This is a genomic window from Serratia sp. 2880STDY5682894 (assembly GCF_001537385.1).
In the GTDB taxonomy this organism is placed as follows: Bacteria; Pseudomonadota; Gammaproteobacteria; order Enterobacterales; family Enterobacteriaceae; genus Serratia; species Serratia nevei.
In genome coordinates, this window is record NZ_FCJA01000008.1 from 83,231 (window position 1) to 97,845 (window position 14,615).

General features: G+C 59.2%; 10 protein-coding genes, 4 tRNA genes and 1 other RNA gene. 4 read left to right on the forward strand and 11 right to left on the reverse strand.

Going from position 1 to position 14,615, the window contains the following annotated elements; genetic code table 11:
* Positions 1 to 2: 2 nt before the first annotated feature.
* Positions 3 to 2,555 (reverse strand): class I adenylate cyclase, encoded by a 2,553-nt coding sequence (locus tag AWX27_RS18025; RefSeq protein WP_019452546.1) that lies wholly within the window; start codon positions 2,553 to 2,555, stop codon positions 3 to 5.
* Positions 2,556 to 2,871: 316 nt separating this feature from the next.
* Here AWX27_RS18025 and hemC point away from each other — a divergent pair, with 316 nt between their 5' ends.
* Genes hemC through hemY form a run of 4 tightly spaced genes read left to right on the forward strand, consistent with a single transcriptional unit; the run spans position 2,872 to position 6,897 of the window.
* Complete coding sequence (gene hemC / locus AWX27_RS18030; protein WP_060424213.1) at positions 2,872 to 3,813, forward strand: hydroxymethylbilane synthase; 942 nt, start codon at positions 2,872 to 2,874, stop codon at positions 3,811 to 3,813.
* The gene (gene hemD, locus AWX27_RS18035; RefSeq protein ID WP_060424216.1) at positions 3,810 to 4,550 is read left to right on the forward strand and encodes a uroporphyrinogen-III synthase; all 741 of its coding nucleotides are present in this window, start codon (positions 3,810 to 3,812) and stop codon (positions 4,548 to 4,550) included. Before hemC ends, hemD begins: the two co-directional genes overlap by 4 nt.
* A 22-nt stretch (positions 4,551 to 4,572) precedes the next feature.
* Positions 4,573 to 5,697 carry a uroporphyrinogen-III C-methyltransferase gene (gene hemX, locus AWX27_RS18040; protein ID WP_038874084.1) on the forward strand — a complete coding sequence of 375 codons (1,125 nt, stop codon included), beginning with the start codon at positions 4,573 to 4,575 and terminating at the stop codon, positions 5,695 to 5,697.
* Between the two features lie 3 nt (positions 5,698 to 5,700).
* Entirely contained in the window at positions 5,701 to 6,897 is a 1,197-nt protein-coding gene (hemY, locus tag AWX27_RS18045; protein ID WP_019452550.1) for a protoheme IX biogenesis protein HemY, read from the forward strand.
* Between the two features lie 703 nt (positions 6,898 to 7,600).
* On the opposite strand, the gene AWX27_RS18050 is transcribed toward hemY, so the two are convergent.
* From AWX27_RS18050 to wzxE, 10 genes are all read right to left on the reverse strand, one after another.
* Positions 7,601 to 7,729, reverse strand: a non-coding RNA gene (locus AWX27_RS18050) — RtT sRNA.
* A 35-nt stretch (positions 7,730 to 7,764) separates the two neighbouring features.
* A tRNA-Pro gene (locus tag AWX27_RS18055) sits at positions 7,765 to 7,841 on the reverse strand.
* Positions 7,842 to 7,915: 74 nt separating this feature from the next.
* A tRNA-Leu gene (locus tag AWX27_RS18060) sits at positions 7,916 to 8,002 on the reverse strand.
* 41 nt (positions 8,003 to 8,043) lie between these two features.
* Positions 8,044 to 8,119, reverse strand: a tRNA-His gene (locus tag AWX27_RS18065).
* A 63-nt stretch (positions 8,120 to 8,182) separates the two neighbouring features.
* Positions 8,183 to 8,259, reverse strand: a tRNA-Arg gene (locus AWX27_RS18070).
* Between the two features lie 135 nt (positions 8,260 to 8,394).
* Entirely contained in the window at positions 8,395 to 9,798 is a 1,404-nt protein-coding gene (locus AWX27_RS18075; RefSeq protein ID WP_038874078.1) for a bifunctional threonine/serine APC transporter ThrP, read from the reverse strand.
* A gap of 365 nt (positions 9,799 to 10,163) precedes the next feature.
* Positions 10,164 to 10,904 carry a lipopolysaccharide N-acetylmannosaminouronosyltransferase gene (gene wecG, locus AWX27_RS18080; protein WP_060424217.1) on the reverse strand — a complete coding sequence of 247 codons (741 nt, stop codon included), beginning with the start codon at positions 10,902 to 10,904 and terminating at the stop codon, positions 10,164 to 10,166.
* A gap of 14 nt (positions 10,905 to 10,918) precedes the next feature.
* Positions 10,919 to 12,286: an ECA oligosaccharide polymerase gene (wzyE, locus tag AWX27_RS18085; protein WP_060424219.1), complete on the reverse strand. Its 1,368-nt coding sequence runs from the start codon at positions 12,284 to 12,286 to the stop codon at positions 10,919 to 10,921.
* Positions 12,283 to 13,368 (reverse strand): TDP-N-acetylfucosamine:lipid II N-acetylfucosaminyltransferase, encoded by a 1,086-nt coding sequence (locus AWX27_RS18090; protein ID WP_033649866.1) that lies wholly within the window; start codon positions 13,366 to 13,368, stop codon positions 12,283 to 12,285. Before AWX27_RS18090 ends, wzyE begins: the two co-directional genes overlap by 4 nt.
* Entirely contained in the window at positions 13,365 to 14,615 is a 1,251-nt protein-coding gene (gene wzxE / locus AWX27_RS18095) for a lipid III flippase WzxE (RefSeq protein ID WP_049198179.1), read from the reverse strand. The genes AWX27_RS18090 and wzxE overlap by 4 nt, the downstream gene beginning before the upstream one ends.

Sequence of the window (14,615 nt, forward strand, 5' to 3'; positions counted from 1 at the left end):
CGTCAATGCAGCTGGAACTGCTGTTTGAGCGGCTGTGCGGCGCCATCGGCCACCGTCACGCACAGGCTGGACAGCACGTTGCTGCGGAACGGGATCACCTGCGTGCGCCCGTCGAGCTGCACGATCTGATAGAACTGCGGCAGGTTGAAGTTGATGAAGCTGGAGCCGTAGGTAAAGCGATCGTGCGATGAAGAGTAGAAGCGGCTGACGTCGCGCACCAGCTCCTCTTTACTGCCCTCGCAGTGGTGATACACCTCCACCCGATTCGACTCGTCCAGAATATAGATGTTGAAGCCCTTGTCGTCCGAGGTGTCTTCGAAGAAGAACTGGATGATCCCCTCGCTGGCGAAGCCATCCACCACCGGCGGCAGATGCACCTGATCGGTTTCCACCTTGATAGACAGGCCGTGCAGCTTGTTGTTGGAGATCGCACCGTAAAATTCCACCGCGTTCTCCAGCTTTTGCACCGACACGCTCAGGCGCTCGAAGAACAGCCCCCAGGTCTGCCCGGCGACGCGTACCGCCTTGAAGCGGCCAGGCTCCAGGCGGGTGCTGGACAGGCGCAGCTCAATACACTCCGACACCAACTGCTGGATGCGGGTGCGGATCAGGCCGCGCAGGTGCTGGCTGTAGCAGAACACTTCCACCGACTCCGGCGGCGCGGCGTCCTGGTGCATTTTGCCGAGAATGGTTTTCAGCGCTTCCAGCACCGACTGTTCGCCGCTGAAATGCAGGGTGCGCACTTCGTTCCAGGAGTTGCGGTACAGCAGATCGATGCTGCCGACCAGGCACTGCTGCTGCTGGCCGAAGCTGAACACGTCCAGCTTGCGGAAATCGAAGTGCACCACCTGGTTGCGGAAGGCGGCGGTCGGATCGTTTTCCAGATTGACGATGATTGCCAGATGGCGAATTTCGCACGGGCTGTACAGCGCTTTCGGCGTCGGCGCCGGCAGGCGCAGCGGGAAGTGATGAGAAACGTCGGCCACCAGTTCCTGCAGCTTGGCGGTGTCGCACAGGTTGCCGCTCTTGATGTGCAGGCGGGTCTGCGGAGTCAGCAGGCCGTTGAAATAGGCCCAGGCCACCAGCTTGTTCAGGTAGCGGTTATATTCCAGCGGCTGATGGCTGACGATCGAATCCATGGCCGGCGCCTGATTATACAGGTACCAGCCGGTGCGGTTGGCGCGGCCAACCGGCACGTGAATAAAGGTTAAATCGTTTTCCGACAGGTCCGGCGAAATCTGCGGGTTCACCAGCGTCACCTTGCCGGGCAGCGCCTCGAACGCCGCGTACAGTTTGCGGGTCAGCACGCCGATATCCTGCGGGCTGGCGCTGACGCTGAGGTTGTTGCGGCGGGCGAAACGGATCAGGTTGCGGTAGCTCTGCATCATCGCGTCGAGCAACTCGTTATGCGCTTCACGCACCCGTTCGATTTTCCAGTTGGCGCGGTTGTCCAGCATCGCCAGACGCTCTTCGCTCCAGCCCCACTCGCTGACCAGCTGGCTGAGGATCTCGCGCCGCCAGCCGACACAGGCCTTGGCCAGCGACAGCTTTTCACACACTTTCAGGTAGAAACAGCGGCGGGCCAGATCGAGGCGGGTGGTGTCGTTGATGTCGGTCAGGTAGCGGGTCACGCGCTCGAGCATCATGCAATAGGCATCGAGCCCGAAGCTGACGATCTCCCCCTGATGCAGGCGGTGTTTGATGTCCGTCGCCAGCAGCTGGGTATTGGGGTATTCCCAGGAATAGGCTTCCAGCAGCAGGGTCTTCAGCACCGCCTTGTAAGGCGAATCGATGCTCTTGTACAGCTGCCACAGGCTGGCGCCGAAGTACTCTTCTGCCGACAGCGAACTCAGGCCGCCGAGATCCAGCCACTCATTCGGCGTCAGCGCGCCCTGCGCGTACAGCGACAGCACGTATTCATCGTAGTGCGCTTCTTCTTCGCCCGGCACCATGTTCCACAGGATGCGTTTGCCGGCCAGGCGCACCGCGGTGCGGTAGAATTCGTCGAGCAACAGGATATGCTGCGTCGAGCCGCAGTCTTCGCCGCCCAGGCTGCCGCTTTCATTATGGCGGAAGCGGTTTTCGTCGATCAGGAAGAAGCTGACTTCCACCCCCATCGAGGCGGCCCACTTCTCAAGCAGGCTGCATTTTTGCTGCAGGCGGGTGCGTTCTTCGTTGTCCAGCCAGGACTGGTGGCAGACCCAGATGTCGAGATCCGAGCTGCAGCTTTGGCCGATAGACGAGGTGCTGCCCATCGAGTAGACGCCGGTGATCGGCAGCTCGCCGCTGGCCGGTTTGTCAAACGGGCTGCCCCATTTGTCTTCTAAATCGTTCAGGTAATCTTGTTGAGTTTCATCAGGCGTGTAGAGGCAAATGCCATGGGGAACGTTACCGTTCAGGTAACCCGGCATCAGCGGGTGGTGGTGGTGCAGTAAGGTGGGCAGCAGACTGTATACCCGTTGAAACGCGGGCTTCATAGCCGCCAGGGCGCGATCGACGCGTAGCTGATTGATCGCATCCAGTCTCTGCTTCAATGTCTCGATGTAGAGGTACAAGACGTCTCGCCTGATTATCCCGGTGTTTAGAAAAAAACCCGTATTCCATAAGCGCCGTTAGTGTAAGAAGAATATTTGGCGACTTATTGCTGGAAACGTGATCAATTTAACACCTTGCTGATTGACCGTAAAGGAGGTAACGCTTCACAATTATTGTAGCGGTTCCCTAAACGATTTACCCGCAGTGTTAACTGCCCCAAAGCACATCACACGTCCCTTTGATTCCGTTGTCCTTTTTCCGCCTCCGGCTTCTTGCACTGACAGTATTGGCTCTCAGTGGTAGGATGGATGGCGAAATATAAAAACGGTAACAAGCATGTTAGACAAAATTATTCGAATTGCCACCCGACAAAGCCCGCTTGCACTTTGGCAAGCACATTATGTGCAGCAACGTCTGATGGCCTGCCATCCCGGCCTGCAGGTCGAGTTGGTGCCGATGGTCACGCGCGGCGACGTTATTCTGGATACGCCGCTGGCGAAAGTCGGCGGTAAAGGCCTGTTTGTTAAAGAACTCGAGCTGGCGCTGCTGGAAGGTCGCGCCGACATCGCCGTGCACTCGATGAAAGACGTGCCGGTCGATTTCCCTGCCGGCCTGGGTTTGACCACCATTTGCGAACGCGAAGATCCGCGCGACGCTTTTGTTTCCAACCGTTTCGCCTCGCTCGATCAGCTGCCGCAGGGCAGCGTGGTCGGCACTTCCAGCCTGCGCCGCCAGTGCCAACTGCGTGAACGTCGCCCGGATCTGATCGTGCGCGACCTGCGCGGCAACGTCGGCACTCGCCTGGCCAAGCTGGACAACGGCGATTACGACGCGATTATTCTGGCGGTGGCCGGCCTGAAACGCCTGGGGCTGGAGCAACGCATCCGCAGCCCGCTGAGCGCCGAAGAGTGCCTGCCGGCGGTCGGCCAGGGTGCGGTCGGCATTGAATGCCGCCTCGACGACAGCGTCACCCGCGCGCTGCTGGTGCCGTTAAACCATGCGGCCACCGAAACCCGCGTACGCGCCGAACGGGCGATGAACACCCGTCTGGAAGGCGGCTGCCAGGTGCCGATCGGCAGCTATGCCGAACTGGATGGCGACAGCCTGTGGCTGCGTGCCCTGGTCGGTGCGCCGGACGGCAGCCAGATGGTGCGCGGCGAACGCCGCGGCCCGGCCGTCGAGGCCGAACGGATGGGCGTTGAGCTGGCGGAAGAGCTGCTGGCGCGCGGCGCACGCGAGATCCTGCGCGAAGTTTACCAGGGAAATCCGCCGGCATGACGATCCTGGTAACCCGCCCATCGCCTTCGGGCGAGCAGTTAGTGAGCCGGCTGCGCGCACTCGGCCGGGTTGCCTATCATGCACCGCTGATCGACTTCGCCCCCGGCGGCGATCTGCCGCAGCTGCCGCAGGCGTTGCAGAAGCTTGGCACCGGCGATCTGGTGTTCGTGCTGTCGCAGCATTCGGTGAACTATGCCGATTCGGTCATCGGCCGCGCCGGGCTGAGCTGGCCCGCGCACCTGACTTATTACGCCATAGGCCGCACCACCGGGCTGGCGCTGCACCGTATCAGCAGTTTGCCGGTGGAATACCCGCGAGAACGCGAGATCAGCGAAACGCTGCTGCTGCTGCCGGCGCTGCAAAAGCTGGCGGGTAAACGCGCGCTGATTTTACGCGGCAACGGCGGCCGCGAGCTGCTGGGCACAACGCTGAGCGAGCGCGGCGCCGACGTCAGCTATTATGAATGCTATCAACGCAGCCCGGTGCACTACGACGGCAGCGAGCAAAGCGCCCACTGGCAGCGCGCCGGTGTGGATACGCTGGTGGTGACCAGCGGTGAAATGTTACAACAGCTCTATACTTTAGTTCCTGATTACTATCGTTCTTCATGGCTGCTGCGTTGCAGCCTGGTAGTAGTGAGCGAACGCCTGGCTACCCTCGCCCGGGACTTGGGCTGGCGTACGATTCGGGTAGCTGACAACGCCGATAATGACGCGCTGATCCGCGCGCTACAATAATCTGACTATGGGATGTGCCACTATGACGGAACAAAATACCCCATCCGCCCCGGTTGAAGAGCCAACCACCGCGGTTGAGAGCTCCCAGCAGCCAGCCGCTGCCAGCCGCAAAGGAAAGAACACCGGCCCGGTGCTCGGCGCGATCGCTATCGTGCTGGTCATCGCCCTCGGCGCGGGCGGCTATTACCACACGCACAAGCAGGCGCAACAGCTGATCGCCGCCAATCAGGCGCTGCAGCAGCAGCTTGAAGGCGTGAAGCAGAGCCAACAGCAGGAAAGAAATGCGCTGGAGGGCCTGTTGCAGCAGCAGGGTAAAACCCTGGACGCCGCCGATCGCGAGCAGGCGAATCTGGCGCGCCAATTGAGCGAACTGCAGGAAAAAGTGGCGACCATCTCCGGCAGCGACGCCAAAACCTGGCTGCTGGCGCAGGCTGATTTCCTGGTGAAAATGGCCGGCCGCAAGCTGTGGAGCGATCAGGACGTCACCAGCGCCGCCGCGCTGCTGAAAAGCGCCGACGCCAGCCTGGCGGACATGAACGATCCGAGCCTGCTCGACGTGCGCCGCGCCATTACCGAAGACATCAGCACGCTTTCTACGCTGACCCAGGTCGATTACGACGGCATCATCCTCAAGGTCAATCAGCTGTCCAATCAGGTGGATAACCTGCGTCTGGCGGATAACGACACCGACGAAGCGCCGATGGATCAAAACAGCAGCGAACTCTCCAGCTCGATCGGCGAGTGGCGGCAGAACCTGGCCAAGAGCTGGCGCAATTTCATGGCCGACTTCATCACCATCCGTCGCCGCGACACCAGCGCCGAGCCGCTGCTGGCACCGAACCAAGACATCTACCTGCGCGAAAACATCCGTTCGCGCCTGCTGGTGGCCGCACAGGCCATCCCGCGCCACCAGAACGAGACCTACAAGCAATCGCTGGAAACCGTCTCCACCTGGGTGCGCGCCTATTTCGACACCACCGATCCGGCGACCAAGGCCTTCCTGGAAGAGCTGGACAGCCTGAGCCAACAGTCGATCTCGATGGACGTGCCGGATCAGCTGAAAAGCCAGCCGCTGCTGGAAAAAGTGATGCAGACCCGGGTGCGCAACCTGATGACCCAGTCCCCTGCCGCTCACCAGGAGGGTTAAGCCATGTTACGCGTGCTATTTCTGTTCCTGGTGGTGATCGCCAGCGTGGTGCTCGGGCCGATGCTGGCCGGGCATCAGGGCTATGTGCTGATCCAGACCGACAATTACAATATTGAAACCAGCGTCACCGGCCTGGTGATTATGCTGGTGCTGCTGTTCGTGGTGCTGCTGGCGATCGAGTGGATCTTGCGCCGCATCTTCCGTACCGGCGCCCGCACGCGCGGTTGGTTTATCGGCCGCAAGCGCACCCGCGCGCGCCAGCAAACCAAAGCCGCGCTGATCAAGCTGGCGGAAGGCGACTACAAGCAGGTCGAGAAGCTGATGACGCGCAACGCCGACCACGCCGAACAGCCGGTCGTGAACTACCTGCTGGCCGCCGAGGCCGCACAGCAACGCGGCGACGACTTCCGTACCAATCAGTATCTGGAGCGCGCCGCCGAAGCGGCCGACACCGATCAGCTGCCGGTGGACATCACCCGGGTTCGTATCCAGCTGGCGCAGGGCGAGAACCACGCCGCGCGCCACGGCGTCGATCGCCTGCTGAACCAGGCACCGCGTCATCCGGAAGTGCTGCGTCTGGCGGAACAAGCCTATCTGCGCACTGGCGCCTACGCGTCGCTGCTGGAAGTGCTGCCGTCGATGCGTAAAATCGAACTCCACAGCGAGGAGCAGCTGCAGGCATTGCAGCAACAGGCGTACATCGGGCTGATGAATCAGGCGATGGCGGACGAAGGCAGCGAAGGCCTGAAGCGCTGGTGGAAAGATCAGAGCCGCAAGACGCGTCACGAAGTGCCGCTGCAAATCGCGATGGTGGAACACCTTATCGAATGCAACGACCACGAACTGGCGCAGGAGATTGTGCTCGACAGCCTGAAGCGCCAATACGACGAGCGCCTGGTGCTGTTGCTGCCGCGGCTGAAATCCGGCAACCCCGAGCAGTTGGAAAGAGCGCTGCGTCAGCAGATGAAACAACACGGCGCGACGCCGCTGCTGAACAGCACGCTGGGGCAGCTGTTGATGAAGCACGGCGAGTGGCAGCAAGCGGCCGACGCCTTCCGTGAAGCGCTGAAACAGCGCCCGGATGCCTACGACTATGCCTGGTTGGCCGATACGCTGGAGAAACTGCATCGTTCGGATGAAGCGGCGCAGATGCGGCGTGAGGGACTGATGTTAACGCTGAAACAGAACGGCGGCGAATAACGCCCTGCCTGAGAGAGAAAAGCGCGGCCCCGATGCCGCGCTTTTTTTTGCCCAATGGCTTTCTGAAACGCAAAAAAAACACTTGCCGCAGGGCAAGTGTATAAAGAAGCAATCAGGTCTAGGACAACAGGGGCGGTGCCTCACTCAACGTTCTGCCCTGAGCGTGATGACGGGTTAGTCATCGTTCTCGTGGGCGATAGGCACCCTAAATCGGCTCTGCGTCATTCCCAGGGTTTATGAGGCCTAAGGCGAACATAAGAGGTGGAATGAGCATCTACGCAATAGATATAGCATTTGGCGTGCCAACTTTTAAATTTAGGCTCTCAAATAGAAAAATATACATCAATATATTGAAATTATTGGATTTTTATTTAACCCTTCCTTTCCCGTCACAAATCACTCTCTGGTGTTCCTTGCCGGCGGCCTTTATCAGGTTGTCGCCTCGAAACGACGACTTAAGTCAAAGCTATATTTACCCTTTAAAATCAATGAATTATTTGTCTCAACCTGACGACAGCGCAGGATGGTATTGTCGCTGAAAACCAACACGTTTGCAGGCCGACACCAGATGCTCCCCCAGGAAGGCAAAAAGCCCGTGCGGTGCTGCACGGGCTTGTCGATGTTCCCTTCGTCATGCTGAGAAGAACTTGCTTTCATAAACGACAGACGTAAAAAAACCGACTTGCGTCGGTTTCTTTGAGAGTGGTCGGCGAAAGAGGATTACGCCCATCTTTGATGCGCGCCCTGCGGGCCGTTGCTGAAGCAACGTTGTCTCGCTTCGCGAGGCTCGACCCCCCTGCGGAGGTGCTCATCCTCATAAACGACAGACGAAAAAAAACCTGCTTTAAAAAGCAGGTTTTTCGAATGTGGTCGGCGAGAGAGGATTCGAACCTCCGACCCACTGGTCCCAAACCAGTTGCGCTACCAAGCTGCGCTACTCGCCGATTTGTGTTGCTCATACTACCCGATTTATCAGACCGTTGTCCATATAAATCTTATATTTATCAGATATTTTGCGTGGTGCGAAGAGAGGGACTTGAACCCTCACGTCCGTAAGAACACTAACACCTGAAGCTAGCGCGTCTACCAATTCCGCCACCTTCGCACTGTCACAAAATACTGCTAAATCTTCACTTCGTTAGGAAGTGGGGTGGCTAATGGGACTCGAACCCACGACAACTGGAATCACAATCCAGGGCTCTACCAACTGAGCTATAGCCACCATTACTACTTCTTCTTACTCACGCGGTAATATTACCACCGCAGCTCCTGCGCACAAACTTAATGGCGCGCCCGACAGGATTCGAACCTGAGACCTCTGCCTCCGGAGGGCAGCGCTCTATCCAGCTGAGCTACGGGCGCGTAGCGCCGTTGCGGGAGGGGATACTACGGATTTACGCCAATTCTGTCTAGTGCTTTTTCGCAGAAATGTTGCGTTTGATTACGCTTTGCTCACTCCCGCGCACAAAAGCGCACTCCGTAGCCCCTTTTCACCGTTTATTGGCGCGTTTCTACCCGATTTTCAGCCGGATGATGTTTCTTGTGCATGCCGAAAGCGAAGTAGCACAGGCTGACGCCGGCTAAGAAAATCGCCCCGACCAGCAGGGAAATCCGCGTATCCGGGTTGATTCCCATGCCGACCAGCACGCAAATCAGAAAAGCGATGGTCAGATAGTTCACATACGGGAACATGATCGACTTAAAGCTGTGATTTTTGATCGCTTCCTTATGGGCGCGGCGGAAATAAAGCTGGCTTATCAGCACCACGAACCACGGCACCATGCCCGGCAGCACGCTCGCGCTGTAGACATAGACGAACACCTGCTCCGGATTCGGGATGATGTAGTTCAGCGCGGAACCCACCAACAGGCAGCCGATGGTGACGGCGATGCAGTTCACCGGCACGCCGCTGGCGGAAAGCTTGGTCAGCGCCGCCGGCAGCTGGCGGTTCTTGGCCAGGGCGTACAGCATGCGGCCGCCGCTGTACATGCCGCTGTTGCAGCCGGAGAGCGCGGCGGTCAACACCACGAAGTTGATGATGCCCGCGGCGGCAACGATGCCGATCTTGGCGAAGGTCAGCACGAACGGGCTACCGGTGGTGCCGATGCCGTTCCACGGGAAGATGGTGACGATGACGAAGATTGCGCCGACATAGAAGATCAGGATGCGCCACAGGATATTGTTAATCGCGCGTTTCAGCGTCACCTGCGGGTTCTTGGCTTCTCCGGCGGTGATGCCCACCAGCTCAACCCCCTGATAGGACGCCACCACGATGCACAGCGCAAACAGGAAGCCTTTCCAGCCGCCGGCAAAGAAACCGCCGTGCGCCGTCAAATTGGCGAAACCGATAGGTTCACCGCCGTTGCCGAAGCCGAAGAAGATCACCCCCAGCCCCACCAGAATCATCACGATGATGGTGGTGACCTTGATCATGGCGAACCAGAACTCCAGCTCCCCATACAGGCGCACCGCCGCCAGGTTGGCCAGCGCCACCATCGCCACGGCGATCAGCGCCGGCACCCACTGCGGTATTTCCGGGAACCAGAACTGCACATACACCCCGATGGCGGTGATCTCGGAAATGCCGACGGCAATCCACATAAACCAGTAGCCCCAGGCGGTCAGGTAACCGAAATAGGGATTCATGTACTTATGCGCGTAAACGGCAAACGAGCCCGCGACCGGCTCGAGGAACAGCATTTCTCCCATCGAACGCATAATGAAGAATACGAACAGCCCGGCGATGATGTAAGCCAGCAGCACCGACGGCCCCGCCCACTTCAGCGTACTGGCCGACCCCATAAACAGGCCGACACCGATGGTGCCCCCCAGAGCGATAAGCTCGATATGCCGGGCCTCAAGGCCCCGGTGTAGCCCTTGCGGTTTCTCTTTGTGTGCCATAAATCCTCAATAATTTTTCTCGGGTTGTGTTTGCCTGCCGGCCGCTGCCGGTCGTTATTGTCATTATTAAAAGAATAAATCATCCCCTGCCGATCGGGTTGGCATCAACGGGTAGTCGGAGCGAAGTTACCGTGAGAGGGACATCGTTCAGCGCTGTCGCATCAGGCTTCAGCAGCCAGGGATAATTTCCGGGCGGTATCGTTTCGCATTTCGCCGCTATAAGCAAACCGCAATTTAAAACTTTATGGAATAAATGCAGCGACGTTTAGGGCCGGGGGTTATAGATATGCGGGAGAAACGTGCAAAAGCAGATTATTGGTACAGCAGACCGGAGCGGAACAGCACTTTCCGCCCCGGATGAGGGATTACATCTTGCCGCTGTAGTAGTAGCCGACAAACTTCAGCAGCTTCAACTGTCGGCCGATGCGGCTGGGCTGGCTGAGCAGGCGGTAGAGCCATTCCAGACCGAGGTTCTGCCACACCTTGGGCGCACGCTTCACATGGCCGGTAAAGACGTCGTAGGTGCCGCCCACGCCCATGTACAGCGCCTGCGGATGCACCTTGCGACAGTCACGCATCAGAATTTCCTGCTTCGGCGATCCCATCGCCACCGTCACGATAGCGGCGCCACTGGCGCGAATACGCTCGAACAGCGCCTCTCGCTGATCCGGTTTGAAATAGCCGTCCTGGCTGCCCACCAGGTTGACATTCCACTGGCTGCGCAGCTTTTGCTCGGTTTCCGCCAAGACCTCGGGCTTGCCGCCGACCAGGAAGACCGGCGTGCCTTCACGGCCGGCGCGCTGCATCAAGGCTTCCCACAGATCGGCACCCGCCACGCGCGAAACGTCCGCCGCCGGGTATTTGCGGCGAATCGAACGCACCATGCTGATGCCGTCGGCGTACTTGTACTCCGCCTCATCCAGCAACGCATGCAGCGCCGGGTCCTCTTCCGCCTTCAGGATCTTTTCCGCGTTCATGGCTACCAGCGTGCCCTGTTTTACCCGGCCGCCGTCGAACAAAAAGTCCATGCAGTGCGCCATATCGCGAAAGCCCCACAGGCTGAAACCGCGCAGCTCATACTGCGGCACCGAAATCTTTGCTTCCATCGTTCTCATTACCCTTACAAAAGACCGTTCGCCCGGGGCGGAGACGCCAGCGCGCGGGTGCGCGTCACTCTGGCCTTGATCAGCCCGGCTGTATCGAACAGCCAATACAGCAACTTCGCCAGCACCAAACAGGCGCCGAAAATAATGCAGAAGAACACCACGCGCGACACGAATGAGTCTACCCCTTCGCGCGCCAACACGATGATGTTGAACACCGCGCCGAAGCAGAACCCCTGCAGAATGGCCGCCTTATAGCGGTTCGGTTCGGTTTTGCCCAACTCATACAACCAGTCGAACCACTTGATGATCATGCCCACCAGAATCGCGCCGAGCGGGATAAACAGCGCGCCGCCCATCACCACCAGCGAACCGATCAGCGTCGGCGAAATCGCCAGCCCGGAGTGATTGTTCAGCACTTCCCAGGTGAAATAGTTGGCCGAGTTCAGCACCACGTCCGGCCGGCCCGGCCATAGCCAGGTTGGAATAAAGACGTAGAAATCACGCACGATCGGCGCCAGGCCCTGGAAATCGATCTTGTCGTAATTTTGCAGCAGCAGCGCCAGGTTTTCCCACGGCGAGAAGGTATCGCGGGTCAGGTAGAGGAAGGTATAGAACGCTTCCGCGCCGCTGACGTCCAGGCTGTAGCGCTTCAACGCCAGCCAGAACATGCCGACTACGCCGAATATGCCCGCCGCCGCCAGCATCCACAGCGTGATCCAGCCGCGCACGATGCCGATAAACAGGAACAGCGCGAAGGCGATGATGATGTTGGCGCGGGTGCCGCCGACGATCACGTAGGTCAGAATACCGAACGCCACCGTCGCCACCAGGAACAAGAACCAGGCGCGCAGATCCTGCCGCAGGAAATAGACCACCAGCATCGCCGGAATGAAGAAGTAGAAGAACCGCTTGAGCGCTACGCCGGACACGTCGCTGGAGAAAATCTGGCTGTAGGAATTGAGCTTGAACAGCAGGAAGCCGTTCTGCATGAAGAAGATCCCAACGGTACCGATCGCCACCAATGCCAGCAGCACCCAGGTCATATGAGTCTCTACCCGGTTCATGGTAAACAGCGCCGCACGCGGCTCTGTGCGGCGCTTGCGCAGTCGGGTCTTGTAGGTGACGTAATAGATGGCGTAAAACGCCGTCGCCGACAGCAGGGCGTACAGCAGAAACTCCACCGGCACCACCTCGACGTCAAACTGGAACACCAGCAGGCAGGTCAAAGGAAAACCGAAATAGAACGTCAGTAAATACAGCAGCGAGAAGAAGACGTTGAAGTTAAAGCGCACGCGCCGAAACTCCTGGTAGGTCAGCGTCAGAATAAACGTCAGGCTGACCAGATAGACGACAAACAGGCCGCCGAATTGCGCCAACGTCATGAGTGCTCTCCCGCCGCCAACGCCAGGGCTTGCTGCCAGCCGTCGACATAGTTCGGATTGAAGAAGGCGATCGCCTGTTTATCCACCGCCGCCAGCTGACGCTGCGCTTCGCGCACCACCGCCTCGTCCAGCGAATCGCCGTAGAACAGCACCGGCAGATGCTGTTCCGCCAAATCCTGCCAGAACGGGTTTTGCCGGCTGAGCACGAAAGGCACGCCGAACTGAATCAGCAGGCAAAGGGTGCCAATCCCCTGCTGGCGATTGAAAATGAAATAGCCCAGATCGCAGGCGCGTAAAATATTGAGATAGTCCTCAAACGCCACCTGCTGCGTGAGCAGCTGCAGGTTTTTCTCGCCGAACAGCGGCAACCCGGCGGCGCGCACCTGCTCGATGTAGGCATCGTTGTTGGCCGGATAACCCATCGGCAGGATCACGCGCACGTCGGCGCCGAACTGCTGATGAATCGCCTGCAGCGCTTCGATATGCCGATTGCTGCGATCGCCGGAGTTGCCCACCAGAATCGTCATCGGCCCGGCCAGGTTTTTCTCGACGTGAACGTCGGTCAGCGCCGGATCCATGCGGGTCGGGAAGTACAGCAGCGAGGCCGGCACCCGCGCATGGCGCTGCTGGTAGTGAATCACGTCGCCGCGAGTAGCAAACACGTTCCCTACTCGCCCCTGCGCAATGCGGCGCAGCAGATAGAACAGCCGGAATTTCCAGCTGGTGGCGTCTTCATACAGATCGGCGCCCCAAATATGCCAACTGACCTGACGCGCCTTGATCTTGCCGCTCAGCAGCGCCAACCACAGCCCCGGATTGAACTGGCCGTGCAGGAAGAAGCGCGCATCGCGATCGGCCTGGGCACGGGCGATGACCGCCGCCGCCAGACTTTTCTTGTCTGCGTAGGGCTCAATGTTCAGGGCGGGGAAATCACCCAGTGCCGCCACATCCTTGGCCGCCACCATAAAATGCCGCGTCTGCTCAGCCGGCAAACGCGGCGCCAGCACGTCGTTGAAGAAGCGCAGCACCGTCTGGTTATGATGCGGGATATCGGATCCCAGAACGTGAATCAGTGTGGTCATACTCGTCTACGATAAATAAGGAACACGCAGCTACAGAGCGCGAAATACACGATGTAGGTTGCCATATAGGCCTGAGCCGCCCCCAACGCGCCGTGCAGCGGGATCAGCCAGTGCGAGAACAGCGTCAGCAGCAGAAACTGGCTGACTTCCGTCAGGATATAGAAGCGCAGCGACGCTTTGGCGATCACCAGATAGCCGAACACATAGGCCCCGACTTTCAGCACGTCGCCCACCAGCTGCCAGGCAAACAGATCGCGCATGGCGACAAACTTGTCCGAGAACAGCAGCCAAATAGCGAAATCGCGCAGCACCCAAACCGTAAAGCTCGCCGCCGCTACCGCCGGCAGCACGAATTTCAGCGAACGCACGATCTCCCGTGAGATGGCGCCCTTGTCCGTCAGCCGCGACAGCGTCGGCAGCAAATAGACGGTAAACGAAGCGGTGATAAACTGCAGATAGGCATCGGAAATGCTGCTGACGCCCTGCCAAATCCCCACCTCATCCCAGCCGTAATGGGCGGCCAACAGGTTACGCATCATCACGTAGGCCACCGGCAGCGTCACCGACGTGATCAACGCCATGAGGGTGAATTTGCCGAGATTGCCGGCCACGAGTTTGTCCCAACGCGGCGCCAGATAGCGCAGCGGCAGCGTTTTGCGCCGCCACAGCATCAGCCCGGCAGGCAACACCACCAACGCCGGCACCAGCGCCAGCCCCGCCAACGCGCCTTCATAGCCACCCAGCGTGAAGCACAGGTAATAAGCCACCACGCCAATCAGGCTGCCGCCGATCACCGCCAGCGCATTGCCCATCGCGTCGCGGTAGCCTTTCAGCACCGCCATGAACAGGTTGGCGTAGGCGATGCCCATCTGAATGAAGGCGACGGCACGCACCACATCGACGTAATCGGCATGCCCGAACAGCCCGATGCTGATCGGTTCGGCGGCGAACAGAAACACCAGCGCCAGCAAGGTCGAAAAACCCAGCACGATGCTCGACGCGGTGCCTACCGCCAGACGCAGACGCTGCGGATCCTGGTGGTACTCCGCCACGTATTTGGTGATGCCGTTAAAAATACCCGCGCCGGACAGCACGCCCAGCACGGTAATCAACTGGCGGAAGTTACCCGCCTGCCCCACCCCGCTGGGGCCAAACGCCACCGCCAGCAGCTTCACCACCAACAACCCCACGCCGATTTTGATCAGCGTGGAGCCGGCAGTCCATATCGATGCTTTTGCCAGCGACAT